25 protein-coding genes and 1 tRNA gene are annotated in these 23,873 nt (G+C 68.0%); 17 read left to right on the top strand and 9 right to left on the bottom strand.

Translation table 11 applies throughout. From position 1 onward, the window contains the following. The first annotated feature begins 10 nt into the window (after positions 1–10). The 3 genes from rsfS (at position 11) to AC1DB1_RS07635 (ending at position 999) form a co-directional block, all read left to right on the top strand. Positions 11–382 (top strand): ribosome silencing factor, encoded by a 372-nt coding sequence (gene rsfS, locus AC1DB1_RS07645; RefSeq protein ID WP_271178528.1) that lies wholly within the window; start codon positions 11–13, stop codon positions 380–382. Positions 383–531: 149 nt separating this feature from the next. Next, the gene (locus AC1DB1_RS07640) at positions 532–825 is read left to right on the top strand and encodes a TFIIB-type zinc ribbon-containing protein (protein WP_477200329.1); all 294 of its coding nucleotides are present in this window, start codon (positions 532–534) and stop codon (positions 823–825) included. Positions 826–923: 98 nt separating this feature from the next. Next, positions 924–999 (top strand) — tRNA-Ala (locus AC1DB1_RS07635). A gap of 48 nt (positions 1,000–1,047) precedes the next feature. On the opposite strand, the gene AC1DB1_RS07630 is transcribed toward AC1DB1_RS07635, so the two are convergent. Continuing rightward, positions 1,048–1,275 carry an RNA-binding S4 domain-containing protein gene (locus AC1DB1_RS07630; RefSeq protein ID WP_477200328.1) on the bottom strand — a complete coding sequence of 76 codons (228 nt, stop codon included), beginning with the start codon at positions 1,273–1,275 and terminating at the stop codon, positions 1,048–1,050. Between the two features lie 160 nt (positions 1,276–1,435). On the opposite strand from AC1DB1_RS07630, the gene AC1DB1_RS07625 reads away from it, so the two are divergent. Next, positions 1,436–2,755, top strand: a complete 1,320-nt coding sequence (locus tag AC1DB1_RS07625) for an LCP family protein (RefSeq protein WP_477200327.1) — start codon at positions 1,436–1,438, stop codon at positions 2,753–2,755. Between the two features lie 28 nt (positions 2,756–2,783). Here the strand turns inward: AC1DB1_RS07625 and AC1DB1_RS07620 are convergent, their stop codons facing one another. Both AC1DB1_RS07620 and AC1DB1_RS07615 read right to left on the bottom strand, forming a co-directional pair. After that, complete coding sequence (locus tag AC1DB1_RS07620; protein ID WP_477200326.1) at positions 2,784–2,990, bottom strand: DUF6186 family protein; 207 nt, start codon at positions 2,988–2,990, stop codon at positions 2,784–2,786. Then, the gene (locus AC1DB1_RS07615; RefSeq protein ID WP_477200325.1) at positions 2,987–3,646 is read right to left on the bottom strand and encodes a hypothetical protein; all 660 of its coding nucleotides are present in this window, start codon (positions 3,644–3,646) and stop codon (positions 2,987–2,989) included. Before AC1DB1_RS07615 ends, AC1DB1_RS07620 begins: the two co-directional genes overlap by 4 nt. 81 nt (positions 3,647–3,727) lie before the next feature. Between AC1DB1_RS07615 and AC1DB1_RS07610 the strand changes: the two genes are divergently transcribed. Next, on the top strand, positions 3,728–5,116 hold the full coding sequence (locus tag AC1DB1_RS07610) for an MFS transporter (RefSeq protein ID WP_477200324.1): 1,389 nt from the start codon (positions 3,728–3,730) through the stop codon (positions 5,114–5,116). Here the strand turns inward: AC1DB1_RS07610 and AC1DB1_RS07605 are convergent. Beyond that, complete coding sequence (locus tag AC1DB1_RS07605; RefSeq protein ID WP_477200323.1) at positions 5,098–5,931, bottom strand: UbiA family prenyltransferase; 834 nt, start codon at positions 5,929–5,931, stop codon at positions 5,098–5,100. The two genes, AC1DB1_RS07610 and AC1DB1_RS07605, sit on opposite strands and share 19 nt — an antisense overlap. A gap of 115 nt (positions 5,932–6,046) precedes the next feature. Here AC1DB1_RS07605 and AC1DB1_RS07600 point away from each other — a divergent pair, with 115 nt between their 5' ends. The 7 genes from AC1DB1_RS07600 (at position 6,047) to AC1DB1_RS07570 (ending at position 14,472) form a co-directional block, all read left to right on the top strand. Continuing rightward, the gene (locus tag AC1DB1_RS07600; protein WP_271178536.1) at positions 6,047–7,057 is read left to right on the top strand and encodes a LacI family DNA-binding transcriptional regulator; all 1,011 of its coding nucleotides are present in this window, start codon (positions 6,047–6,049) and stop codon (positions 7,055–7,057) included. 333 nt (positions 7,058–7,390) lie between these two features. Beyond that, a complete protein-coding gene (locus AC1DB1_RS07595) occupies positions 7,391–9,007 on the top strand; it encodes a glycoside hydrolase family 13 protein (protein ID WP_477200554.1) in 1,617 nt (538 codons plus the stop codon). A gap of 78 nt (positions 9,008–9,085) precedes the next feature. Further along, positions 9,086–10,465: an extracellular solute-binding protein gene (locus AC1DB1_RS07590; RefSeq protein ID WP_271178537.1), complete on the top strand. Its 1,380-nt coding sequence runs from the start codon at positions 9,086–9,088 to the stop codon at positions 10,463–10,465. 126 nt (positions 10,466–10,591) lie between these two features. Further along, positions 10,592–11,533 (top strand): carbohydrate ABC transporter permease, encoded by a 942-nt coding sequence (locus tag AC1DB1_RS07585; protein WP_477200322.1) that lies wholly within the window; start codon positions 10,592–10,594, stop codon positions 11,531–11,533. Next, complete coding sequence (locus AC1DB1_RS07580) at positions 11,530–12,543, top strand: carbohydrate ABC transporter permease (protein ID WP_477200321.1); 1,014 nt, start codon at positions 11,530–11,532, stop codon at positions 12,541–12,543. Before AC1DB1_RS07585 ends, AC1DB1_RS07580 begins: the two co-directional genes overlap by 4 nt. A 44-nt stretch (positions 12,544–12,587) precedes the next feature. After that, positions 12,588–13,796 carry a glycoside hydrolase family 3 N-terminal domain-containing protein gene (locus AC1DB1_RS07575; protein WP_477200320.1) on the top strand — a complete coding sequence of 403 codons (1,209 nt, stop codon included), beginning with the start codon at positions 12,588–12,590 and terminating at the stop codon, positions 13,794–13,796. Between the two features lie 118 nt (positions 13,797–13,914). Then, complete coding sequence (locus AC1DB1_RS07570) at positions 13,915–14,472, top strand: YceI family protein (RefSeq protein WP_271178540.1); 558 nt, start codon at positions 13,915–13,917, stop codon at positions 14,470–14,472. A 101-nt stretch (positions 14,473–14,573) separates the two neighbouring features. On the opposite strand, the gene AC1DB1_RS07565 is transcribed toward AC1DB1_RS07570, so the two are convergent. From AC1DB1_RS07565 to AC1DB1_RS07555, 3 genes are read right to left on the bottom strand one after another with little or no spacing between them, the layout of a single operon-like run. Next, the gene (locus tag AC1DB1_RS07565) at positions 14,574–15,617 is read right to left on the bottom strand and encodes an FUSC family protein (RefSeq protein WP_477200553.1); all 1,044 of its coding nucleotides are present in this window, start codon (positions 15,615–15,617) and stop codon (positions 14,574–14,576) included. A 15-nt stretch (positions 15,618–15,632) separates the two neighbouring features. After that, a complete protein-coding gene (locus AC1DB1_RS07560; RefSeq protein WP_477200319.1) occupies positions 15,633–16,769 on the bottom strand; it encodes a winged helix DNA-binding domain-containing protein in 1,137 nt (378 codons plus the stop codon). 34 nt (positions 16,770–16,803) lie between these two features. After that, complete coding sequence (locus AC1DB1_RS07555; RefSeq protein ID WP_271178542.1) at positions 16,804–17,871, bottom strand: App1 family protein; 1,068 nt, start codon at positions 17,869–17,871, stop codon at positions 16,804–16,806. 206 nt (positions 17,872–18,077) lie between these two features. Between AC1DB1_RS07555 and AC1DB1_RS07550 the strand changes: the two genes are divergently transcribed. The 5 genes from AC1DB1_RS07550 (at position 18,078) to AC1DB1_RS07530 (ending at position 22,543) form a co-directional block, all read left to right on the top strand. After that, on the top strand, positions 18,078–18,737 hold the full coding sequence (locus AC1DB1_RS07550; protein ID WP_271178543.1) for a TetR/AcrR family transcriptional regulator: 660 nt from the start codon (positions 18,078–18,080) through the stop codon (positions 18,735–18,737). A gap of 491 nt (positions 18,738–19,228) precedes the next feature. Continuing rightward, positions 19,229–20,110, top strand: a complete 882-nt coding sequence (locus AC1DB1_RS07545) for an ABC transporter ATP-binding protein (protein WP_271178544.1) — start codon at positions 19,229–19,231, stop codon at positions 20,108–20,110. Then, complete coding sequence (locus AC1DB1_RS07540; RefSeq protein ID WP_271178545.1) at positions 20,107–20,796, top strand: ABC transporter permease; 690 nt, start codon at positions 20,107–20,109, stop codon at positions 20,794–20,796. Before AC1DB1_RS07545 ends, AC1DB1_RS07540 begins: the two co-directional genes overlap by 4 nt. Then, on the top strand, positions 20,793–21,557 hold the full coding sequence (locus AC1DB1_RS07535) for an ABC transporter permease (protein WP_477200318.1): 765 nt from the start codon (positions 20,793–20,795) through the stop codon (positions 21,555–21,557). Before AC1DB1_RS07540 ends, AC1DB1_RS07535 begins: the two co-directional genes overlap by 4 nt. A gap of 59 nt (positions 21,558–21,616) precedes the next feature. Next, entirely contained in the window at positions 21,617–22,543 is a 927-nt protein-coding gene (locus tag AC1DB1_RS07530; protein WP_271178547.1) for an ABC transporter substrate-binding protein, read from the top strand. Here AC1DB1_RS07530 and AC1DB1_RS07525 read toward each other — a convergent pair. Next, the gene (locus AC1DB1_RS07525) at positions 22,536–23,228 is read right to left on the bottom strand and encodes a DedA family protein (protein ID WP_477200317.1); all 693 of its coding nucleotides are present in this window, start codon (positions 23,226–23,228) and stop codon (positions 22,536–22,538) included. The genes AC1DB1_RS07530 and AC1DB1_RS07525 overlap by 8 nt on opposite strands. Continuing rightward, positions 23,225–23,818: a TetR/AcrR family transcriptional regulator gene (locus tag AC1DB1_RS07520; protein WP_271178549.1), complete on the bottom strand. Its 594-nt coding sequence runs from the start codon at positions 23,816–23,818 to the stop codon at positions 23,225–23,227. Before AC1DB1_RS07520 ends, AC1DB1_RS07525 begins: the two co-directional genes overlap by 4 nt. Positions 23,819–23,873: the final 55 nt, after the last annotated feature.

Below are 23,873 nucleotides of genomic sequence, written 5' to 3'. Positions count from 1 at the left end.
AGTCCCACCTGTGACCGCATCCGAGCACGCCCGCGAGATCCTTCAGATCGCCGCGAAGGCCGCCGATTCCAAATCGGGCGAAGATCTCGTCGCCCTCGATGTCTCCGGGCCGCTTCCGCTCACGGACGTGTTCCTCCTCGTGTCGGGGCGCGTCGAACGCAATGTCATCGCCATCGCAGGCGAGATCGAGGACCAGCTGAACGACGCGGGCGTCAAGACGCTCCGTCGCGAAGGCAAGGCCGAGGGCCGCTGGATCCTGCTCGACTTCGGCGACCTGGTCGTGCACGTCTTCCATGAGGAGGACCGGATGTACTACGCGCTCGAACGCCTCTGGAAGGACTGCCCCGTCGTTCCCCTCGAGCTGCCCGTCCACGCCGACTAGCAGGTCGACACGCGTTCGTCACCCGCCTTGCGCACATCTCGGGGCTTTCCCGGGCGCAACGGGGTGTTCTCTCATCCGCGGCTGATTCACTGAGTTCGATCCCGCCGGCGTGCGTCCGTTTCGCCGGCCCGACCGAAACGGAGCTGCCGATGAAGTGTCCCACCGACAACGCCACCCTCGTCATGAGTGAACGCAGTGGCATCGAGATCGACTACTGTCCGGAATGCCGCGGAGTCTGGCTCGACCGCGGAGAGCTCGACAAGATCATCGATCGCTCGCAGGGCACCGCGCCTGCCGCCGCCCCGTCAGCACCCGGTTACCCACCGCAGCCCACCTACGCTCAGCCGACGCAGCAGGAGTACCGGCAGCAGCCTGCGTCCGGGCAGCCCGCCTACCCGTACCGCAAGAAGAAGGAGAACTGGCTCAGCGAGCTGTTCGACTGATCCGCGTGACGGCCGACTCGAGGCTCGCTCGTTTTTTTCTGTGCGCGTTCATGTAGTAGGCTGAACGAGTTGTTTCGGAGAGATCGGAAACAGCTTCTGGGTCTGTGGCGCAGCTGGTAGCGCACCTGCATGGCATGCAGGGGGTCAGGGGTTCGAGTCCCCTCAGATCCACCAAAGCCCCTGATGAACGCACAGTTCTCAGGGGCTCTTCTCTTTTGCGGCTCACCCACCGACGCGCACGGTGTGCCCTTCAACGCTGACGATGTCGCCACGCTGCAGCTGCCGTCCGCGACGGCGATCGACCTCGCCGTTCACCGTCACGTCGCCGTTCACGATGGCTTCTTTCACATCTCCGCCGGAGTCGAGGAGCCCTGCGAACTTCACGAACTGACCGAGGCGGATGGTCTCATCGCCAACGGGGACGTCGTCGATCGGAGTTTCGTTCGTCATCCTGGAAGGCTAACCGACCATGTGCCGCCTGCGATCCAGTTGTAGGAGCAAAGGCCGAGTGTGTGAACTTCCGTGGGCGCTTCGCAGAAGTCGCATAGCCCGAGTGGAATAGGATTCGAGACGACCCAGCACACGTGCCCGACCCAGGGGGATCCACGAGATGACCGACGCGCCGCGCCATCATGAGCGTGACCAGCGCACGTCCGCCGTGCGCCACGGCCGTCTGCCTCAGCGTCGCGCCATCGGAGCGATCGCGAAGATCCTCGTCGCGATCGTCGCGGTCGTCGCGGTGAGCGCCGGGTCGGTCGCCGCATACGCCTTCTGGGATGTGACCCGTTCGATCAAGAAGGGCGTCGAGCTCGTCGCCCTGCCCGGGCACACCGCCCAGCAATCCATCCCGAGCGTCGGCGCGATCAGCGGCGGTGTGAATCTGCTCCTCGCCGGCACGGACACGCGCAGCAACCAGGGCGGCATCTACGATCTGCAGCAGGAGCAGGACGCCAGCACCGGAGCGGGCAACAACGATGTGACGATGCTGCTGCACATCGCGCAGGACCACAAGAGCGCGATGGTGATCAGCTTCCCGCGCGATCTGATGGTCCCCATCCCGGACTGTCCCGACCCGAACGGCAACGGAACGATCAGCGGCTCCGACCTCGACATGTTCAACACGGCGCTGTCGCGCGGCGGGCTGGCCTGCGTCGTGCTGACCGTCGAGAAGCTGACCGGTGCGCAGATCCCCTTCGCAGCTGCCGTCGACTTCAACGGCGTGAGCGCCATGTCGAACGCGATCGGCGGGGTGACCGTGTGTCTCGCGACGCCCGTGACCGACGAGTACACCAATCCGCCGCTCGACCTTCCCGCCGGGGAGAACACGCTCGTCGGCGACCAGGCGCTCTCCTTCCTCCGCTCGCGCCACGGTGTCGGCGACGGCAGCGACCTGGGCCGCATCAGCAACCAGCAGGTGTTCCTCTCCGCGCTGGCTCGCAAGGTGGTCAGCGGCGGCGTGCTGTCGAATCCGGTGCAGCTTTACGGGCTTGCGAAGGCGGCGGTGAAGAACATCACGCCGTCCCAGTCGCTCGCGAATCCGACGACGCTGGTGCAGATCGGTCTCGCGATGAAGGAGACAGGCCTCGGCAACATGGTGTTCATGCAATACCCCGTCTACTCCGATCCGGACAACGCCAATCGCGTGGTCGTGAATCAGGACGCCGCGGACACGCTGAACAACGCCCTGGTGAAAGACCTCCCCGTTCAGCTGACGGGCACGACGGGCCGTGCGGCGGAGACCGCGCCGACGCCGACTCTGAGCCCGGCGCCGACGACCACCCCGGCGCCCACCGCACCGTCGGCGCCGACCTCGCCCGCGACGCCAGCGCCCACGGTCACCCCGACTCCCGGACAGACCTCTGTGCCGCTTCCTGCCGACATCACCGGCCAGACGGCGGCGCAGCAGACCTGTACCAAGGGCAACAACTAGCCGGAGCGGGGCGCGAGTCCGGCGCGTGCTACGGCGATGGCGGCGTGACCAGGAAGTGCCAGCCGAGCCACCACCAGAAGAGCAGGATGGTGAACCGCGCAGCGCGATCCGCTATGACGACGTCGAGCAGGCTGCCGAACGGGGCCAGCCGTGAGCCGTCCCGCCGCGATCGGAGGACGAGTGCTGCCATCAGGATGCCGCACACGGTGAAACCCGCGATCGTCACGATCCTCATCGACGTCGTCCTCTCCGGATGAGCGCGTAGCCGCCGACCAGCCAGAGCGCGACCAGCGCGGCCCGACCGAACGGGTCGGCCAGGAGGGGGTCGACCAGGTCGGAGAGCGCCGGGAACTGCGTCGAGCCGCCGGGGGAGTTGCGTCCGAGGAGGAAGGCCGTGATCTCCCACGCGCAGCCGGCCGCGATGATCACGGACCAGACGATCGCCGCGCGTTTGATCCGTGCCGTTTCCGGACTCGCCGTCGTCGACGAGGGCGCGGACGAGGGCGGGGAGCTCGGCGGGGCCGCCCACGCGATCGGGAGCAGCACGAGCCCGAGGCCGACGACGATCGCGGTGTCGGCGCCTCCGTAGAGCGGCGAGAGGGCGAGCGCCGCGACGAGGGTGGCGATCAGCGCGCCCGCGACCGCCATCGGCCGCCCGCGCGCGGTGCGATCCGCTGGTGCGCGCAGCGGCACACGGAGCCAGCCGAGCGACTCGAGGGTCACCAGGATGGCGGCGCCGAAGAAGATCCAGGCGTCGACGGGCGCGCCTCGCAACACGTGGAAGGCGCCGGTGAACAGCAGCACCGCGACCCACCAGGCGCGCGTGGTGGCGGCGATCCGGGCTGCACGGCGGCCGGGTCGATCAGCGAGCGTGTGCTGCTCATCCGACATGGCGCACAACAGGCTACTCTCCATCGCAGCTGGGAGCGCCCTGTAGTTGCCTTTCCGATCGCCTCCCCGTTAACTGAGAGCATGACGACCCTGAGCATGACCTCGGTACAGCGTCGGGTGCTGATCATCGCGATCCTCGCGAGCTTCGTGGCGTTCCTCGACGGCGCGGTGATCAACGTGGCCCTTCCTGCGATCTCCAAAGACCTCGGCGGCGGGCTCCCGCTTCAGCAATGGGTGGTCGATGCGTACCTCGTGACCCTCGGGTCGCTCATCCTGATCGCCGGTTCGCTCTCGGACGTCTTCGGACGCAAGCGCATCCTGTATGTCGGGCTGATCGGCTTCGGCATCACATCGCTGCTGTGCGCGTTCGCCCCGACCGGCGTGTTCCTGGTGGTCGCACGTGCTCTGCAGGGCGTTGCCGGGGCGCTCCTGGTGCCCAGTTCGCTGGCGATCATCATCTCGACCTTCGAGGGAGCCGCCCAAGCGAAGGCGATCGGCCGGTGGACGGCGTGGACGGGCGTCGCGATGATAGCGGGGCCGGTGATCGGCGGGATCTTCGTCGACACGCTGTCGTGGCGATGGGTGTTCGTGATCAACGTCATCCCGATCGCGATCACCCTCGTGCTGATGTTGACGCTGAAGCAGGAGGATCACGGGATGGGCGGCCGCGTCGACGTGCTCGGCGCCGTCCTCGGGTCCGTCGGACTCGCCGGCACGGTCTACGCCCTGATCGAGCAGGGCCCGTACGGCTGGAGCAGCCCGCGGGTGTTCATCCCGCTGATCATCGGGCTGCTGATGCTGGCCGGCTTCTTCTTCTGGGAGACGCGTGCGAAGCAGCCCATGCTGCCGCTCGGCCTGTTCCGGGTGCACAACTTCTGGGTGGGCAACATCTCCACGGCGCTCGTCTACGGTGCGCTGGCGTTCGGCCCGCTCGTCGTGACCCTGTTCCTGCAGCAGGTCGCCGGATTCTCCGCGACGGCGGCCGGCTTCGTCTTCATCCCGTCGACGCTGTGCATGCTGCTCCTCTCCGGCTTCTTCGGAGGGCTTGCCGGAAAGTACGGCCCGCGTCTGTTCATGGCTGTCGGGCCGATCATCGCATCGAGCGGTTTCCTCTGGCTGCTGATGATGGACTCGCACGTGAACTACTGGACCAACCTGCTGCCGGCGGTGCTGCTGTTCGGCGTCGGACTCTCGATGACGGTCGCCCCGCTCACCTCGGCGATCCTCGGCTCGATCCACCCGCAGCAGGCAGGCATCGGGTCCGCCGTAAACAATGCGATCTCGCGCATCGCCGGGCTCATCGTGGTGGCGATGGCGGGACTGATCGTGGGCGAGCAACTCGACAGGGCCGGGTTCGACAGGGCGCTCCTCTGCACGGCGTTCCTGATGCTGCTCGGCGGGATCGTCTCGGCGATCGGCATCCGCAACCACGAGCCGGCGGCCGACCCGATTCAGACGGCGACGGACTGACCCGCCAGCGCGAGCATCACGACATCGACGATGGCGCACGTCATGATGAGCTGCATCAGGCGCCGCGTCGGATCTCCACGCAGCAGGAGCACGACGCCGGTGATCGCGACCGCGAGTCCGATCGCGAAGCCGACGAGGAGGAGCGGTCGCGGCGGCCATCCGGGCCCGAGGGTGATCGTGACCGTCGCGGCGGCGAGACAGGCGAACGCAAGCAGCCCGCTCGGCACCGCCCCGAGGCGGTGCGGCATGCCCCGGATGCCCGTGCTGTCGTCGTCCGCGAGGTCGGGGAGCACGTTGGTGATGTGGGCGGCGACGCCGAGCAGGGCTCCGGCGGCGAGCACCCAGGGGGCCGGGAAGCGCGGCGGAAGGCCGCCGAGGGTCGCGATCGCCGGCAGCAGGGCGAAACTGACCGCGAACGGAACGAACGAGAACACGGTCGCCTTGAGTCCGAGGTTGTAGGCCCAACCGCCGCCGATCGCGACCGCGTGTGCGATCGCGGCGAGCGGCCCGAGCAGCAGCGTGAGGGCGATGGCGGCGACCAGAGCGATGAACGCGGCAGCGCGCACCGTGCCGACGCCGATGGCCCCGCGAGCAGCCGGTTTGTCCGCGCGGTTCACGGAGGCGTCCCGCGCGGCATCGAGCCAGTCGTTCGACCAGCCGATCGAGAGCTGGCCGAGCAAGATGCAGGCGGCCAGCAGGGCGAGGCGGCCGGGGGAGTATCCGAGGCCGATGCCGAGCACCACCGCGATCACGGTGACGACGGCGGTCGGCCCGGGGTGGCTGGCCAGCAGCAGCGCCGTCACCTTGTTCGCCATGATCGACATGGTATGTGGTGTGCCGGCATCCGGTCTGCAGCGCCGCGTTGGCATCTGAGGCCGACTTGTGTAAAAGACTTGCGTCCGGTTGCAAGGAATTGCGTAAACTATGCGCATGTCGAAACGTCTCGCAGAGGTGGCCCGCAAGGTCGGAGTGAGCGAAGCAACGGTCAGCCGCGTGCTCAATGAGAAACCCGGCGTCTCGGAGGCGACCAGACAGGCGGTGCTCACCGCTCTCGACGTGCTCGGCTACGAGCGTCCCAGCAAGCTGCGGGGCGAGCGTGCTCGGCTGGTCGGCCTGGTGCTGCCCGAACTGCAGAACCCGATCTTCCCGGCGTTCGCCGAGGTGATCGGGGGAGCGCTCGCCCAGAACGGCTACACGCCGGTGCTCTGCACCCAGACCGCCGGGGGCATCTCCGAGGCGGACTACGTCGAACTGCTCCTCCAGCAGCAGGTCTCGGGCGTGGTGTTCGTCGGGGGCGCGTATGCCCAGCAGGATGCATCGCACGACCACTACTCGCGGCTCACCGACCTCAATCTGCCGACGGTTCTCGTGAACGCGCCGGTCGACGAACTCGACTTCGCGACCGTCTCCTGTGACGACACCGTCGCCACCGCTCAGGCGCTCAACCACCTGCGTTCCCTGGGCCACGAGCGGATCGGCCTCCTCCTCGGCCCCCGCGACCATGTGCCCTCCCAGCGCAAGCTCGCCGCGGCCAAGCGCATCGTGGAGAGCTGGGGCGCCCCCTTCGACGAGGAGCTCGTGGTGCACTCCCTGTACTCCCTCGAGGCCGGCCAGGCCGCCGCGACCCGTCTACTGAACGCCGGGGTCACGGCGATCGTGTGCGCGAGCGATCCCATGGCGCTCGGCGCGATCCGGGCGGTGCGGAGGGCCGGAATGAGCGTGCCCCAGGACATCTCCATCGTCGGGTACGACGACTCGGCCCTGATGAACTGCACCGAGCCGCCGCTGACGACGGTGCGGCAGCCGATCGAGCCGATGGGCCGCACGGTGATCGAACTGCTGCTGCGCCAGATCTCCAGCGATTCTGCCATCTCCGACGAGCTCTTCTTCGAGCCAGAGCTCGTCGTCCGGGGCTCGACCGGACCGGCGCGCGTGTCGTAACTGTTATGCAATTCAGCGCAAATGTGCGCAAACGAATTACTCATTGTTGAGTTCTTGCGTTAATCTGTCGCCATAGCTACATTTGGGTCGACGACGATGGTGCCGATGGTTTGGTGCCGCCGCGCGCCGACGACCGAACCGTCGACCCGAACGCAAGGCTGAGCGAGAACGACCGCGGAGCTACGAGCAGGGTCGCCCGACTGAAGGGCTCCTTCCGTGGATCTCCCCGTGCTCGCCGCCCAGCCGAAAGAGGGCGACTCCGCCCCCGACGCCCAGGCCGCTCCGGACCAGGCGAACACGCCGTCGCAGCTCACGCCGTCGCAGAGCGACCCGCTGTGGTGGCGCAGCGCGGTCATCTACCAGATCTACATCCGCAGCTTCGCCGACGGCAACGGCGACGGGATCGGCGACATCGCCGGAGTACGGCAGCACCTCGGGTACCTGCGCGAACTCGGCGTCGACGCGATCTGGTTCACCCCGTGGTACGAGTCCCCGCTGGCCGACGGCGGCTACGACGTCGCCGACTACCGCACGATCAACCCGGCGTTCGGCGACCTGACCGAAGCGGAAGCGCTCATCCAGGAGGCTCTCGCCCTGGGCATCCGGACGATCATCGACGTCGTCCCGAACCACATCTCCGATCAGCACCCCTGGTTCCAGGCGGCCCTCGCGGCCGGGCCGGGGTCGCCGGAGCGCGAGCGCTTCTGGTTCCGTCCCGGACGCGGGGAGCACGGCGACGAGATGCCGACCAACTGGGTCTCCAACTTCTCGGGCGAGACCTGGACGCGCACCACGAATCCTGACGGCACGCCCGGCGAGTGGTACCTGCATCTGTTCACCCCGCAGCAGCCCGACCTCAATTGGAACCATCCGGATGTGCGGGCCGAGCACGAGGCCATCCTGAAGTTCTGGTTCGACCGCGGCGTCGCCGGCGTGCGCATCGACTCGGCCGCCCTGCTCATCAAGGACCCCGAGCTCCCGGAGGTGCCGGAGGACCCGGCGCCCGGCGAGCATCCCAACGAGGACCGCGACGAGCTCCACGAGGTGTACCGGGGCTGGCGCGCGATCGCCGACTCGTACCCGGGGACCCGCGTGCTCGTCGGCGAGATCTGGCTGCCCGACATCGAGCGCTTCGCGATGTACCTGCGCGCCGATGAGCTGCACACCGCTTTCAACTTCGATTTCCTCGCACGGCCGTGGGATGCGCGGGAACTGCGCACCTCGATCGACGCGACCCTGGCGGCTCACGCCCCGGTCGGCGCCCCGAGCACCTGGGTGCTCTCGAATCACGACGTGACCCGCCCGGTCACGCGCTACGGCCGGGAGGACTCGTCGTTCGCCTTCGCGAAGAAGCGGGTCGGCACGCCGACGGATCTGGGCGTCGGCCTGCGCCGCGCCCGTGCCGCCGCCCTCCTCACCGCGGCGTTGCCCGGATCCCTGTACATCTACCAGGGCGACGAGCTCGGCCTGCCCGAGGTCGAGGACCTGCCGGCCGACCGGCTCGAAGACCCGATGCACTTCCGCTCCGGCGGAGTCGACCCCGGTCGCGACGGCTGCCGGGTCCCGCTGCCGTGGCGCGGCGTCGAGCCGCCGTTCGGGTTCAGCCCGCGCGGCTCCGCCGAGGAGCCCTGGCTGCCCCAGCCGCGCGTCTGGTCGCGCTTCACGGTGGAGGCGGAGCAGAGCGACGCGACGTCGATGCTCTGGCTCTACCGGCAGGCGCTGCGCATCCGGCGGTCGGAGGCGGACCTCGGCGACGGGCCGCTCGAGTGGCGCGACGGCGAGGAGGGAACGCTCGTCTTCGCACGCGGCTCCCGCTTCCTGAACGTCACCAATCTCTCCCACCAGGCGGTGGCTCTTCCCGAGCACGTCGCCATCCTGCTCAGCAGCAGCCCGCTCGACCACGGACTGCTGCCCCCGGACTCCACGGCGTGGCTACGAACACAGCACTAGCCGCCGGAGGTCACGCGTGGTCCTGCCTCACGTGACACAGCACGACCCGCACCTCACCACCATCGAAAGGAACCGACAATGAGGTCACCAAGAACGGTTGCTGCAGTCGCAGCGATCACGATCGCCGGTGTCGGCCTGCTCGCCGGATGCTCCAGCTCCGGCAGCGGCTCGGACAGCAGCGACGGCAAGGTGAGCATCACCGTAGCCAGCCTGATCCCCGGAAGCGACAAGGCCGCGTTCAAGGCATTCGACGACCGCGTCAAGGAGTTCGAGAAGGCGAACCCGAACATCTCCGTCAAGTCGGAGGAGTACCAGTGGACGGGCCCGACCTTCGCGACGCAGCTCGCGGGCGGCACCCTGCCCGACGTGTTCAACGTGCCGTTCACCGACTCGCAGTCGCTGCTGCAGGCCGGCCAGCTCGCCGACATCACGGCCGAGGTCAAGGCGCTGTCGTACGCCGGCAAGTTCAACGAGAACGTGCTCGCTGTCGCCAAGTCCGGCGACAAGATCTACGGCATCCCGTACGGCCCGTACGCCATGGGTCTCTCGTACAACCGCGAGATCTTCACCAAGGCCGGTCTCGACCCGGACAAGCCGCCGACCACGTGGGACGAAGTGCGCGCCGACGCCAAGACGATCTCGGAGAAGGTTCCGGGTGTCGCGGGCTACATGCAGATGACCAAGGGCAACACCGGTGGCTGGGAGCTCACGACCACGGTGTACGCACGCGGTGGCCGGATGGAGACCACCGACGGCGGCAAGACGAAGGTCACGACCAATAACCCGGTCACCAAGGAGGCTCTGCAGTTCCTGCACGACGTGCGCTGGGAGGACAACGCCGCCGGAAGCAACTTCCTGCTCGACTGGAGCGGCATCAACCAGGCGTTCGGCGCCGGCCAGGTCGCGATGTACCCGAGCGGCTCGGATGTGCTCACCGCTCTCGTGCAGCAGAACAACGTGGACCCGAAGAACTACGGTCTGACGGCGCTCCCGCTGTCCGACTCGTCGGATGCCGGTGTTCTGGTCGGCGGCAACGTCGCGGCGGTCAGCCCGAAGTCGACGGCGGCCCAGCGGACGGCGGCGGTCAAGTGGATCGACTTCTACTACATGCAGAAGCTGCTCGACAAGACGCAGGCCATCGCCGACGCCAAGGTGCTCGCCAAGTCGAACCAGCCGGTCGGCGTCCCCACGCTCCCGGTCTTCGACAAGGCCACCTACGACCAGACGCTGTCCTGGATCAAGCCGGAGGTGAACATCCCGCTCGAGAACGTCGCGCCGTTCACCGACAAGATCTTCGACGCGAACCTCGTGCCCGAGCCGAACAAGCACACGCAGGAGCTCTACGGTGCCCTCGACTCGGTGGTGCAGGCGGTGCTGACGCAGAAGAACGCCAACGTCGATCAGCTGCTGACCACGGTCGACACGAACATCCAGAAGCTCGTCGACGCCGACAAGTAGTGAACACCCGGTGACGGTGGCCGACCACCGCACCACCCGGCTGGCGGGGCGTCACGCGCCCCGCCGGCCGTCGGCCGTATGCGGCCCTACGCACTCGCACCACCCGAAGAGAAAGCACAGCAGCCCATGACAGCGATCGACCGGCCGAGAACGACCTCGCGCAGAGTCGTCAGACGCACACCGTTGACCTGGCTCCGTGGGGGAGGACTCAGCAATCTCGTCTTCCTCCTGCCGATGCTGGTCATCTTCGGTGTCTTCTCCTGGTGGCCCATCGTGCGCGCCGTCGTGATGAGTTTCCAGCACACCAACCTGATCGCGCCGCCGACGTTCGTCGGCTGGGACAACTTCGTGCAGGTCGTCAACGACCCCCTGTTCTGGACCTCGGTGGGGAACACCGGATGGTTCGCCCTCCTGGCCCTGATCCTCGGCTATCCGATCCCGCTGATCGCGGCGGTGCTGATGAGCGAGGTCAAGCGGGCGAAGGGGCTCTACAGCGCGCTCGCGTACCTCCCGGTCGTCGTCCCGCCCGTCGTCGCCGTCCTCCTCTGGAAGTTCTTCTACGACGCGAGCCCGACCGGCGTCTTCAACACGGTCCTCGGCTGGGTGGGCATCCCGCCTCAGCCCTGGATCCAGGATGCGACGCAGGCGATGCCGTCGCTCGTCGTCGAGGCCACCTGGGCGGCGGCCGGCGGCACCATCATCATCTACCTGGCCGCCATCACCGGTGTCGCGCCGGAGCTCTACGACGCGGCCGAGGTCGACGGCGCGAACATCTGGCAGAAGATCTGGCATGTGACGATGCCGCAGCTGCGGGGCATCCTGCTGATCACCCTCATCCTCCAGATCATCGGGACCGCGCAGGTGTTCCTCGAGCCGTTCCTCTTCACCGGCGGCGGCCCGGTCAATGCGACCGTCACGGTGCTGCTGCTGATCTACCGCTACGCATTCGAGAACAGCCTCGGCGGCGACTACGGAGCGGCGACCGCGCTGAGCCTGATGCTCGCGGCGTTCCTCGCCATCCTCTCCCTCGTGTACTTCCGCCTCACCAAGTCCTGGAGCCAGAATTGACCACGTCCACTGATTTCACGCCCGAGGTCATGAATGTCATGACCGACGAGCTCGAGGACTCCGGCCTCACTCCGCAGGACCCGCGCGGACGTCGCCGTCGTCGTAAGGCGCGGGCGAAGGCGAGCGCCGACACGTCCGACCGCGGCATCCTCTCGCCGTCGGACTGGCACCGGCCGGGCATCCGGTGGGGGACCAGGATCACGCACGTCGTGCTGCTGCTGGTGCTGATCGTCGTCGGCCTCGGACCGCTGCTCTGGCTGGCGAAGTCGGCGATCACGCCGACGCAGGACACCCTGCGCACGCCGATGGCGCTGTTCCCCAACGGCGTCGACTGGGCGAACCTGTCGACTGCGTGGTCGACGGTGCACATCGACGTGCAGTTCATGAACACCATCTGGGTGGCCCTCGGTTCATGGATCATGCAGATCGTCGTAGCGACCACCGCCGGCTACGCCCTCAGCGTGCTGCGCCCCAAGTACGGCAAGGTGATCTACGGACTCGTGCTCGGCACCCTGTTCGTGCCCTCCGTCGTGCTGCTGGTACCGCTCTACCTCACGATCCTCAACCCGCCGCTGCTCGGCACCTCGCTGATCAACACGTTCTGGGCGGTCTGGCTGCCCGCCGGAGCGAGCGCGTTCAACGTGGTGCTGATCAAGCGCTTCTTCGACAACCTGCCGCGCGAGGTGTTCGAGGCGGCGCGCACCGACGGAGCCGGGCCTTTCCGGCTGTTCTGGTCGATCGTGCTGCCGATGTCGAAGCCGATCCTCGGCGTCGTCTCCGTGTTCGCGATCATCGCCGCTTGGAAGGACTACCTGTGGCCGCTGCTCGTGCTGCGCGACCCGGCGATCCAGCCCCTGTCGGTGCGGCTGCCGACGCTGCAGGCGGCGATCCAGCTCGACGTCTACCTGGCCGCTCTGGCGATCTCGACGCTCATCCCGATCGTGCTGTTCCTGATCTTCCAGGGGCTGTTCCTGCGCAGCGCCGGGCTGGGAGGAGCGGTCAAGGGCTGACCCGACCGGCGTCCCGGCGCGCGCCCGGCGATTACCATCGAAGGATGATGCGGCAGCCGGGAACGCGGGTTCGAACGCGCGCGACGACGATCGTCGCGATCGCCGCGGCCGTGCTCGTCGCGGTGTCCGGATGCGCGGCGGGGGCCGGGCGCTCAGCCGGGCCGACGTCGGCCTCCGCCACCGCGACGGCCACCCCGACACCGACGCCGACCGTCGATCCGGTCACCGCCTTCGCCCAGGAGCGCCTGCGCACCATGACGCTGCGGCAGAAGGTGGCGAGCCTCCTGATGCTCCATCAGCCCGGACTCGACGGTGCCGCGCTGCGCAGCTTCGTCGCCCGCTACGGCGTCGGCGGGATGATCCTGATGGGCGACAACATCCCACCCACACCCGCGGCGTTGAAGGCACTCACGACCGCCATGGTCCCGGATGCGGCGCTGCCGCCCCTGATCGCCACCGACGAGGAGGGCGGCGATGTCACCCGGCTGCCGTGGGACACCGGTCCAGGAGCCGACACCCTCAAGTCGGCACCGGTCGCGGCCACCCAGGCGGCCTTCGCCCGGCGCGCGACGCTGTTGCGCCAGACCGGGATCACCGTGAACTTCGGAACGGTCGCCGACGTCACGGCCGACCCGTCGTCCTTCATCTTCGACCGGGTCCTGGGTACGACGCCGCAGGACGCGGCGGCCCGGGTGAGCGCCTCCGTCGGCGCCGAGCACGGGGCGGTGCTCTCGACCCTCAAGCACTTCCCCGGACACGGGGAGACCGACGCCGATTCCCACCTGACCGTGCCGACCACTCCGATCACGCAGGCGAAGTGGCGGGGCCGGGATGCGCCGTCGTTCGTCGCCGGAATCTCCGCCGGCGCCGAGCTCGTGATGTTCGGGCATCTCGTCTACAGCGCCGTCGATGCCGCACCCGCCTCGCTCTCGCCGACCTGGCACCGCATCCTGCGCGACCAGCTGGGGTACTCGGGTGTGACGATCACCGATGACATGCGGATGCTGCAGGACACCGGATTGCGGGCGTATCAGGATCCTGCCGAGAACGCGGTGCGCGCCCTGGCCGCCGGCAACACCATGCTCCTCTTCGTGCTCCCGGCTGATCCGGCCGCACAGAGGATGGATCCGGACGCCCTGATCGACGCGATCGTCGCCGCGGTCGGCAGCGGCCGTATCTCCGCGGCCCAGATCGATTCCGATGCGTTGAAACTCCTCGAACTCCGGCGTTCGCTGGTGGCTCCCGTCCGCTGAATCGGTGACGCGTCAACTTTTTTTCGGATCTCCGGAATAGATCGATGGTCTATGCGCTTGCATGTACCTGTGAGGCGGGTGGACCGCCTCGACCATTTGACTCTCGAGGAGCACACGAATGACCACGACGATCGACATCCCCGGCTACAAGGCAGGCACCTGGACCATCGACCCCTCGCACAGCGAGGTCGGCTTCAGCATCCGCCACCTGATGATCAGCAAGGTGAAGGGCGTGTTCGAGAACTTCGACGCCACCTTCGTCACGGCGGAGAACCCGCTCGACTCGAAGGTCACCGCCAAGGCCGAGGTCGCCTCGGTGAACACCAAGGACAAGAACCGCGACGCGCACCTGCGCACCGGTGACTTCTTCCTCGCCGAGGAGCACCCGCACATCGAGTTCGTCTCCACCGGCGCACGCGTCGACGGCGGCGACTTCCTCGTCGACGGCGACCTCACGATCAAGGGCGTGACCAAGCCGGTCACGTTCGAGTTCGACTTCGGCGGCTTCGGCCAGGACCCGTACGGCAACTACAAGGCCGGCGCGACCGCGAAGACCAAGATCAACCGCGAGGACTTCGGCCTCACCTACAACGCCGCCCTCGAGACCGGTGGCATGCTGCTGGGCGACGAGGTCACCATCACGCTCGAGCTGCAGGCCGTTCTCAACCAGGCCTGATCGTGCGGGTGCGGTCGGCGCTCGCGCCGATCGCCTGACGTGTCATGAGGAAAGGGGCTCCGCTTCGGCGGGGCCCTTTTTCGCGTCGCCCAGTTTCCCCGTCAGGAGCTGTCGCCGGTGATCTCGTCGTGGATGCGCCGCAGGTCTTCCACCAGGGAGCCGATCAGCACCCAGTGCCGTGGGTCCGGCGTCGAGATCACCAGGGGCGCGGTGAGCACGGGGATGCCGGCCGTCTCCGTCGACGGCTCGTCGACCGGCGCGTCCGGATCACGGGCCAGGAGGCGCAGGTCGTGGGCCGAGCGGCGCAGCTCTTCGGCGATCGCCTCCAGGGTCGGCTCGCCGGCCAGGCTGTCGTCGTAGTGGTCGTGGAACGCGCGCGTCATGCCGAGTGCGCGGGTGATCAACGGCCGGAAGCGCGTGAAGAGCTCGTCGTCGTGCTCCAGCACGCGTCGGTGCTTGGTCTGGCGCGGGTTCAGCGTCAGGCTCTCCCTGCCCTGGGTGAGGGCAGTGTCGGCCTTGGTCTCCATCGGGCGCAGCAGGCGTGCCTGGAGCAGCAGCTCGTTGAGCTGCTGCGGCGTCTGTGTGCGGCCGAGCGCGTCGGCGAGACGGTCGAGCGTCGCGGCGATCTCGTTGCCCAGCCGGTGGACCGAGGTGTGGGCGGGAGCGAGGAGCACCGGAGGCACGATCGTGATGTTGACGACGACGCCGATGGCCGCGCCGATCACCGTCTCGATGACCCGGGCGAACGCGTAGTCGGGCGTCGAGGCGCCGACGGCGAGCACCAGCATCGCCGTGATCGGAACCTGGTTGGCCGTGCCCGGGGTGAGCTTGAGCGCCCAGGACACGAACAGCGACACCACGACGGCGACGAGCACGATCCATGCGTTCGTGCCGAAGGCGAGGCCGATCGCGTACGCCACCAGCACGCCGACGATCACGCCGAGGCTGCGTTCGATCGCGCGCCCGACGGACTGGTTCACACTCGGCTGCACCACGAGCAGGGCCGCGATCGTCGCGAAGATCGGCAGTTCGTTCGGGAGGAAGAGGCCGGCGATCACCCACGCCAAGACCATCGCGATCGCGGTCTTCGTGACCTGCAGCAGGGGGACCCGTGACGCCGCTCTGATGCTTGCAGGGAGTCGCAGTGCCACCCCTCCAGGTTAGCGGGGCGCGCCGACGGCCACGTCGACTCCGAGGAAACGTGCGTAGTCGCGCGCTCCGCGTTCGACGCCGGATTCCTCGACACGGGTCAGGCGATCGAACGGCTGCGGATGCACGGTCACGCGTTTCGCGGTCGCCGTGCGCTTCCAGATGCCGACGATGCGGCCACGGGAGACGATCACGGGCGCGAAGACGCCGTTGCCTCCCGGGACGACGATCGAGGCATGGGCGGGATCGAGCACGGGGTCGCGGTTCTGATAGCCGAGGAGGTACTCGTCGAACGCGGGGACGAGCTTCACCGACGACGCTGTGGTTCGTGCGGGTGCGGCGGGCATGCCGGCGAGCTCGGATGTGAGCCAGTACTCCGTTCCGTCGACCTCGACGGAGGTGAGGCGGTCGCCCGCCACGGCGAGGGCCGTCTTCGCTCCGGCGACGGTTCCCTTGGTCCACCAGACGAAGTCCTTGATCGTCGCAGGGCCGTGCCCGGCCAGATAGCGCACCAGGAACTCGGCCAGGGCCTCGTCCGGTTCGAGGTGGCGCGGCTCCGGGACCCACTCGTCGAGGAGCACGAGCGCCTGCTGGGACCGGTGCGTCGGCCCCCAGCACAACAGGCCCGTCTGCGCGAGGTAGTAGATGAGGTGATAGCCGCGTTGGCCGGCCGTCGCGATCCCGTTCGCCTCCCAGAGCTCCATCAGCTCGGCGCGCCCGATGCTGCGACCGCCGCTGAGCGCTTCGGTGACGAGGTCGCGTGCCCGGCCGAAGTCGGCATCTTCGAGCTCGAGCTGCCGGTGCCGCAGCGTGAGGCCGCTGATCATGCGCTGGGTGGTGACGCCCAGCATCCAGCCCAGATCGGCCGGCGGCACGAAGTGCAGGGTGCCGCGCATCGGCCACGACCGGATGACCGTGCCGGCGTCGAGCGCTGCCGTCACATCACCGAGGGTGATGCCGGGAGCGCGGATGCCGAGCGCCCAGCATGCCGCGCCGAAGTCCTGCGCCTGCACGGCGAGAAGATGCTGCACGACGGCTGCCGCGTCGACCGGGCTCGCGTCGTCGACATCATGCGGGCTCAGACCCTGCGGGCTCAGACCCTGCGCGATCAGACGAAGTCGGAGCAGGTCGGCGATGCTGGCGGGCATGCGCCCAGTATGGCGGAGACCGCCGACAGCCCGGCTAGGGAAGCATCCCGGCGTCGGTCAGCTGCTCGCTGAGGCCGGCGCCGTCGGGCGCGTAGACCCACGGCGCGCCGCTGATCTCGCTGTGCTTCTCGGCCTTGGAGCGTCCACCGGCCAGTACCGCCTCACCATTGGAGAGCTGGCGGATGGCGACCGCGGCGACGCTGTCAGGGTGCTCACGGGTGAAGTCGGCGTAGAGCTGCTCGTCGTGCTGACCGTCGTCGCCCACGAGCAGCCACTTGAGTCCGGGGAACTCCTCGGCCAGTCGCACGAGGCTGGAGCGCTTGTGGTCGCGTCCACTGCGGAACCAGCGGTCGTGCGTCGGCCCCCAGTCGGTCAGCAGCAGGGGACCTGCCGGGAACAGATTGCGCGACAGGAAGCGCGTGAGCGTCGGGGCGACGTTCCAGGCTCCGGTCGAGAGGTACACCACGGGAGTGCCGGGATGCGTGGCGGCGAGGCGCTCCAGCAGCACGGCCATCCCGGGGGTGGGGACGCGCGCGTGCTCGTCGAGCACAAAGGTGTTCCAGGCAGCCAGCAGCGGGCGGGGGAGCGCGGTGACCATCACGGTGTCGTCGACATCGGAGACGATGCCGAACGTCGCCGACGGATCGATGATGAGCACGGGGGACTCGAATGTGCGCGACGAGCCTTCTGTCGACATCCGCACCGTGTGCCAGCCGGGGGAGAGCTGCACCGGGATGACCGTGTCGAACACGCCGCCGCGGTCGGGCATCACCGTATGGGTGTCGCCCTCGATCTCGATCGTGACCGGCACGTCGGCGACGGGGACGCTCGTGAACGACCGCCAGCCCCGGATGCTCTCCTCGCGCTTGCGGTGCAGCCGCTCGGCGCGACTGCCCGGCTTCGGGTCCTTCGCCAGCACCACCCGGCCCAGGATGCGCGCCCACGTCGGCGCACCATAGCCGGTGTACGGCACGACGGTGGGCAGGTAGCCCCGCTTGCGTGCACGTCGCGCGCGGAAGGCGTGGAAGGCGTCCTCGACGCGCGCAGCACGATGCATGATGGGCTCGACGCTGCCGGCGCGTCGGTCAGAGGACTGAGGCATATGTGACCAGTTTCTCATGTTCCATGAGCACGTTTGCGCGCAGCCCCCAGATCTGGGGGACAGAATGACGGCGCGTCGTTGACAATTCGGAGGCGGAAATGAGGTTTCCACGAATATGATCCGAATATCGCAGAGCTGATGCTTCTGCGGGGCTGGGGACCCGGACCAACGTATTGTTGACCTGCAGGAAAGAAGGAGTTGCCCTCGTGCCCATCAATGACCTCGTAGCCGGTCAGAACCAGACAGGTGCGCCGCTCGTCCGCACGGAGCCGATCCAGGAGCGCAGTGCCGCCCGCATCGACGCGCTGCTCGACGCCGCGGCCGAAGTCGTCGACGAGATCGGTTTCGACCGACTCACGACGGCCATGGTCGCCGAACGCGCCGGCGCGTCGATCGGTACCGTGTACCGCTACTTCCCGGATCGCATCGTGCTGCTCCAGGCGCTGCGCGACCGGGCGGTGCAGCGCTATCGGGGCGCCGTCGTCGACGCGATCCGCGACGCCGAGCCCGAGCACTGGTGGAACGCTGTCGAATGCGCGATCGACGCTTTCGTGCTGATGTTCCGCACCGAGCCCGGTTTCCGCATCATCCGGTTCACCGACGCCGAGCGCTCGGGGTTGCCCGGCGAGACCGTCGACGATGATGACGACTTCTTCGCCCACCGCTTCGCCGAGATCCTGTCCGACGAGTTCGGTCTGCCGGCCGGAGACGAGTTGAAGTTCCGGCTCGAGATCGTCGTCGAGATCTCGGACTCGCTGATCAACCGCGCGTTCCTTGTCGATCCGGATGGCGACGAGCGGTTCATCGCCGAGGCGCGCGTCGTGGCCCGCGAGTACCTCGCGAAGCGCTACGGCGACGGCGAGTAGCGCGTCACCGCTGCGGTCGCGGTCTGCGCCCGCTGAAGGCTCGGCACGAGTCAGGCTCGCCCGCTGACGTGATCGGCACAGGCTGACCGGCCACGTGCGTACTCCGAGCGCCTGCCAATGCGCATGCGCCCGGTGGTCGGCGTGCGCTGGAGGCCGGCTCCGTACAACGGCGTAGGTGCGTGCGCGCTCCGCCGGATCCGGGCAGTCGATCCCGACCGAGCCGAGGACGGCGGCACCTGGTGTGCTCACACGCCGCTCCACCCTGGGATCGGGCTGGGAATGTCGGTGGGCGATGGCATGTTGGCATCCGATACGGCCCGCACGACGAACACAGTAGACACTCCTGCCGACAGCGAAAGGGGGCAACCGATGGCCGGCGCCCGCGTTGCCACAAATCGTCTCAATGCTTTGCCAAACCCCCGGAATGGTGTTTGGGTGGAAGGACAGGCCTGTGTTGATCCGATGCACACTTCGAGGAATGAGCCGCACACATGATCGAGTTCCGCTCGGTAACGAAGCAGTTTCCCGACGGCACCGTTGCGGTCAAAGACTTCTCGCTGGTCATCCCCTCCCGCACCATCACGGTGCTCGTCGGTTCGTCCGGTAGCGGCAAGACGACCATCCTGCGCATGATCAACCGGATGGTCGACCCGACCAGTGGATCCGTCGAGATCGACGGCGAAGACGTCATGACGCTCAAGCCGGTCCCGCTGCGGCGCAGCATCGGTTACGTGATGCAGAACTCCGGGCTGCTGCCGCACCGCAAGGTCGTGGACAACATCGCGACCGTTCCGCTGCTGCGCGGCGTGAAGAAGAAGGACGCCAGGGAGCGCGCGCTGGAGCTGATGGACGACGTCGGTCTCGAGCGGTCGCTCGCCGACAAGTACCCGAGCCAGCTCTCCGGCGGGCAGCAGCAGCGCGTCGGAGTGGCCCGCGGCCTCGCGGTCGACCCGAACATCCTGCTCATGGACGAGCCGTTCGGCGCCGTCGACCCGATCGTCCGCGACGAGCTCCAGAACGAGCTCCTCCGGCTGCAGCGCGACCTCGACAAGACGGTGGTGTTCGTGACGCACGACATCGACGAGGCTTTTCGCCTCGGAGAGCAGGTCGTGATCTTCCGCAAGGGCGGGATCGTCGCGCAGAAGGGCACGCCGTCCGAGATCCTGGCGAATCCCGCCGACGACTTCGTCGCCTCGTTCGTCGGGGCCGACCGCGGCAAGCGCGCGCTGCACATCGAGAAGACCCCGGCCGGCGACGTGCTGGTCGACAGTGAAGGGCGACCGGCCGGAGTGCTCTCCGGCGCGCCCGCTGAGGCAAAGGCTGCGACCGTCTCGGTCGTGGGTGCTCCGGCGCAGGGTGAGGAAGCGTCGTGAGCTGGCTGTGGTCGAACTTCGGCCTGGTCTGGGACCTCACGGTCGCTCACGTCATCCTGAGCGTCCTTCCGATCCTCATCGGGTTCGTCGTCTCCATCCCGATCGGCTGGGTCGCGAACCGCTATCACGCGAGCCGGGGAACGGTGCTGACGGTGTGCGGCATCCTGTACGCCATCCCGTCGTTGCCGCTGTTCGTGTCCATGCCCGCGTTGATCGGAACGCAGATCCTCAATCCGATCAACGTGATCATCGCGCTCAGCATCTACGCGCTCGCCCTCATGGTGCGCAGCACGGCCGACGCACTCGCCTCCGTCTCCGGCGACGTTCTCCAGTCGGCGACGGCGGTCGGGTTCTCCACCTGGAAGCGGTTCTGGACGGTCGAGCTCCCGCTCTCCGGTCCTGTGCTCCTGGCCGGCCTCCGCGTGGTGTCGGTGAGCACGGTCAGTCTCGTGAGCATCGGTTCCCTGATCGGCGTGAGCAGCCTCGGAAACCTGTTCACCGACGGCATTCAGCGCAACTTCCCCGACGAAGTGATCATCGGCATCGTGGCGATCATGATCATCGCGCTCGTGTTCGACACGATCCTGGTGCTTTTCGGGCGGCTGCTGATGCCGTGGACGCTCGTCGACCGCCGCAGCAAGCGGGCATCGCGACGCGCAGCACTGACGGCGGTGACTGAAGCATGACCGACATCCTCTCGGCGTTCGCCTGGCTCTTCGACCCCGTCAACTGGTCGGGGGAGGACGGCATCCCGAACCGCCTCTCACAGCACATCGAGTACTCGGCGCTCACCCTCGTCATCGCGGCGATCATCGCCATCCCGATCGGACTCGCGATCGGGCACACGCGGCGCTTCCGCGGCCTCGCGGTCGGCCTCTCGGGCGCTCTGCGCGCCATCCCGACGCTGGGCCTGGTCGTGCTGCTGGCACTCTCCCTCTCGAGCGTCAGCCTGACGATCATCCCCGCGCTCATCGCGTTGACGATCCTCGCGATCCCGCCGGTGCTCGCCGGCGCCTACGCCGGTGTCGAATCGGTCGATCCGCGCACCGTCGACGCCGCCCGCGCGATGGGCATGACCGAGTTCCAGATCCTGCGCAAGGTCGAGCTGCCGCTCGGGCTGCCGCTGCTGATCGGCGGACTCCGGTCGGCCGCACTGCAGGTGATCGCGACGTGGACCGTCGCGGCGATCCTGTCGGTCGGAGGGCTCGGACGATATCTGTTCGACGGCCTCCCGGTGCGCCGCTACGACGAGATGCTCGGCGGCTCGATCCTCGTGGTCGCGCTCGCTCTCGTCGTCGACGGGCTCTTCGCTCTGACGCAACGACTCGTCGTCCCGCGCGGCGTCACCGCCGGCAAGGTCGCCGACGTGCGCACCAGAGACACCGGACGCTCTGTCGGAACGGCCCGCGTGTCCTCGGATCCGGCCGTCAGCCCGGAGGCCCCCTGAACGTTCCCGACCCACCCAGCACCACTGACACCACTGCACCCACGAAAGAGAGAAATCACATGTTCGCACACAAGAGAGGCCGCATCGCGGCCGGCGTGATCGCGGCGGGAGCCCTGCTGGCTCTCAGCGCGTGCTCGTCTGGCGGCGGCGCGCTGAGCGGCGACACCGCCTCGTCCGCGCCCGACACCATCACGGTCGGCTCGGCCGCGTTCCCCGAGAACGAGATCCTGATGCAGATCTACGCGCAGGCGCTCGAGTCCAAGGGCGTGAAGGTCACCACCAAGCCGAACATCGGCCAGCGCGACGTCTACCTTGCCGCGCTCAAGGACGGCTCGATCGACCTGGTCCCGGAGTACAGCGGCAACCTGCTGCAGTACTACTCGAAGGACAGCACGGCGACCTCCAGCGACGACGTCTTCGCCGCGCTGAACGACGCCCTTCCCAGCGGGTTCGAGGTCCTCGATCAGTCGCAGGCCCAGGACGCCGACTCGTACAACGTCACCAAGGAGTTCTCGGACAAGTACGGCGTCACCAGCCTGGCCGATCTGTCCAAGGTGACGATCCCGCTGGTCGTCGGCGCGAACCCCGAGTTCGCCACGCGTCCGTACGGCATCCCGGGACTCAAGAGCGCGTACGGCGTTACCGCGACGCTCAAGAAGATCAGCGACAGCGGTGGTCCGCTGACCGTCGCCGCCCTGAAGAACGGCGACGTCCAGCTCGCGGACATCTACACGACCACGCCCGCGATCAAGGAAAACAACTTCGTGACCCTCAAGGACCCGAAGAGCCTGATCGCCGCGCAGAACGTGGTGCCGCTGATCAACAGCAAGAAGGCCTCGAACACCGTCAAGGACGTCCTGAACCAGGTCTCCAAGGCGCTGACCACCGAGGACCTCATCACGCTGAACAGCGAGAACCAGGGCGCGTCGAAGACGCAGCCCGACGCGCTCGCCAAGGAGTGGCTGGCGAGCCACCCGATCAAGTAGGCGGGGCTTCGGTCTCAGGTGCGTGCGGCGGCTCGGGTGACCGGGCCGCCGCATCCATGTGCCGGGCCTCCCGCTTCTGAAGCACCTTCTTCACCACGATCGCCAGAAGGATGAAGAAGGCGATGACCGCGACGAAGACGTAGCCGGCCCAGTGCAGTTCGCGCGAGAGCTCGCGGTAGCTTCCCGCGGCCGCCGAACCGACGGAGACGTACGCGAACGCCCAGATCACGCACGCCGGAATCGTCCAACGCATGAAGGTGCGGTACCGCATCGGGCTCATTCCGACCGTCAGCGGGATCAGCGAGTGCAGCACGGGCAGAAAGCGCGACAGGAACACCGCGATGCCGCCTCGCTTCGCGAGGTACGCCTCCGCGCGGTCCCAGTTGTTCTGGCCGATGCGACGACCCAGGCCGCTCGCCCGGATCTTGGGGCCGAAGAACCGGCCGAGCGCGAAGCCGATGCTCTCCCCGCAGAGCGCGCCGACGATGACGACGATCACGAGGGCGATGTACTCGACCGGATTGCCGACCGCCGTGCTCGCGACGAGCACGATCGTATCGCCGGGCACGACGAGCCCCACGAGGATCGACGTCTCGAGCAGCATCCCGAGGCCGGCGATGGCCGTGCGCAGAACGGGATCCACGCTCTGCACCAGGTCGAGGATCCAGGTGAGCGCGTCGTTCACCGGCGGTCCCCGGTGCGCTGAACGAGGTCCCAGAAGGCGGAGAGGGCGTCGGCCATGTCGGCCTCGCTGTCCAGCATCCACTGCACCTGCATGCCGTCGGCGACCGCGATGCCGAGCCTGGCGACCTGCAGCGCATCCAGTGCGGGATCGATCCGTCCGGCCTGCTGTTCTGCGCGCACGTGCTTCTCGAGCTGACCGATGAACGTGCGATAGCGCTCGACGAAGTAGTCGTGGCCCGGGTGATCGTCGTCGGCGGCTTCCGCCGAGATCGTGGCGTAGAGCTGCACGAGGCCGGGGACCTCGGCATTGTGCCGCACGGCACCCACCAGGGCGCCGAACGCGTCGAAGTCGCCGGCATCCGGATCGGTACCCGTCACATCCACCTCGTCGCGCTTGCGCAGCACCTCGGCGAAGAGTTCCTCCTTGGAGGAGAAGTGATGCAGCAGGCCCGCCTGGCTGAGCCCGACGGACTCGGCGATCTCGCGCAGAGATGCGCGGCGATACCCCTTCTGGGCGAACACCTCCAGCGCGGTCGTGAGGATCTCCTCCCGCTTGGCGATCCCCTTGGCGTACGACCCCTTCTTCGGCATGGTGGAAATGCTACTGTGCGCGGGCTGGGCGTCGCCTCACACCCCGCTGGCCGGC

The organism is Leifsonia sp. 10N434 (assembly GCF_056394405.1).
This window is presented reverse-complemented; position numbering and strand designations above follow the sequence as displayed.

Coding starts and splice junctions, on each gene's coding strand:
- AC1DB1_RS07575 (WP_477200320.1), top strand. CDS start 12,588: ATGATGCGGCAGCCGGGAACGCGGGTTCGAACGCGCGCGACGACGATC.
- AC1DB1_RS07545 (WP_271178544.1), top strand. CDS start 19,229: ATGATCGAGTTCCGCTCGGTAACGAAGCAGTTTCCCGACGGCACCGTT.
- AC1DB1_RS07605 (WP_477200323.1), bottom strand. CDS start 5,931: ATGGCGAACAAGGTGACGGCGCTGCTGCTGGCCAGCCACCCCGGGCCG.
- AC1DB1_RS07615 (WP_477200325.1), bottom strand. CDS start 3,646: ATGTCGGATGAGCAGCACACGCTCGCTGATCGACCCGGCCGCCGTGCA.
- AC1DB1_RS07620 (WP_477200326.1), bottom strand. CDS start 2,990: ATGAGGATCGTGACGATCGCGGGTTTCACCGTGTGCGGCATCCTGATG.
- AC1DB1_RS07625 (WP_477200327.1), top strand. CDS start 1,436: ATGACCGACGCGCCGCGCCATCATGAGCGTGACCAGCGCACGTCCGCC.
- AC1DB1_RS07570 (WP_271178540.1), top strand. CDS start 13,915: ATGACCACGACGATCGACATCCCCGGCTACAAGGCAGGCACCTGGACC.
- AC1DB1_RS07610 (WP_477200324.1), top strand. CDS start 3,728: ATGACGACCCTGAGCATGACCTCGGTACAGCGTCGGGTGCTGATCATC.
- AC1DB1_RS07590 (WP_271178537.1), top strand. CDS start 9,086: ATGAGGTCACCAAGAACGGTTGCTGCAGTCGCAGCGATCACGATCGCC.
- AC1DB1_RS07640 (WP_477200329.1), top strand. CDS start 532: ATGAAGTGTCCCACCGACAACGCCACCCTCGTCATGAGTGAACGCAGT.
- AC1DB1_RS07535 (WP_477200318.1), top strand. CDS start 20,793: ATGACCGACATCCTCTCGGCGTTCGCCTGGCTCTTCGACCCCGTCAAC.
- AC1DB1_RS07585 (WP_477200322.1), top strand. CDS start 10,592: ATGACAGCGATCGACCGGCCGAGAACGACCTCGCGCAGAGTCGTCAGA.
- AC1DB1_RS07530 (WP_271178547.1), top strand. CDS start 21,617: ATGTTCGCACACAAGAGAGGCCGCATCGCGGCCGGCGTGATCGCGGCG.
- AC1DB1_RS07630 (WP_477200328.1), bottom strand. CDS start 1,275: ATGACGAACGAAACTCCGATCGACGACGTCCCCGTTGGCGATGAGACC.
- AC1DB1_RS07600 (WP_271178536.1), top strand. CDS start 6,047: ATGTCGAAACGTCTCGCAGAGGTGGCCCGCAAGGTCGGAGTGAGCGAA.
- AC1DB1_RS07555 (WP_271178542.1), bottom strand. CDS start 17,871: ATGCCTCAGTCCTCTGACCGACGCGCCGGCAGCGTCGAGCCCATCATG.
- AC1DB1_RS07520 (WP_271178549.1), bottom strand. CDS start 23,818: ATGCCGAAGAAGGGGTCGTACGCCAAGGGGATCGCCAAGCGGGAGGAG.
- AC1DB1_RS07560 (WP_477200319.1), bottom strand. CDS start 16,769: ATGCCCGCCAGCATCGCCGACCTGCTCCGACTTCGTCTGATCGCGCAG.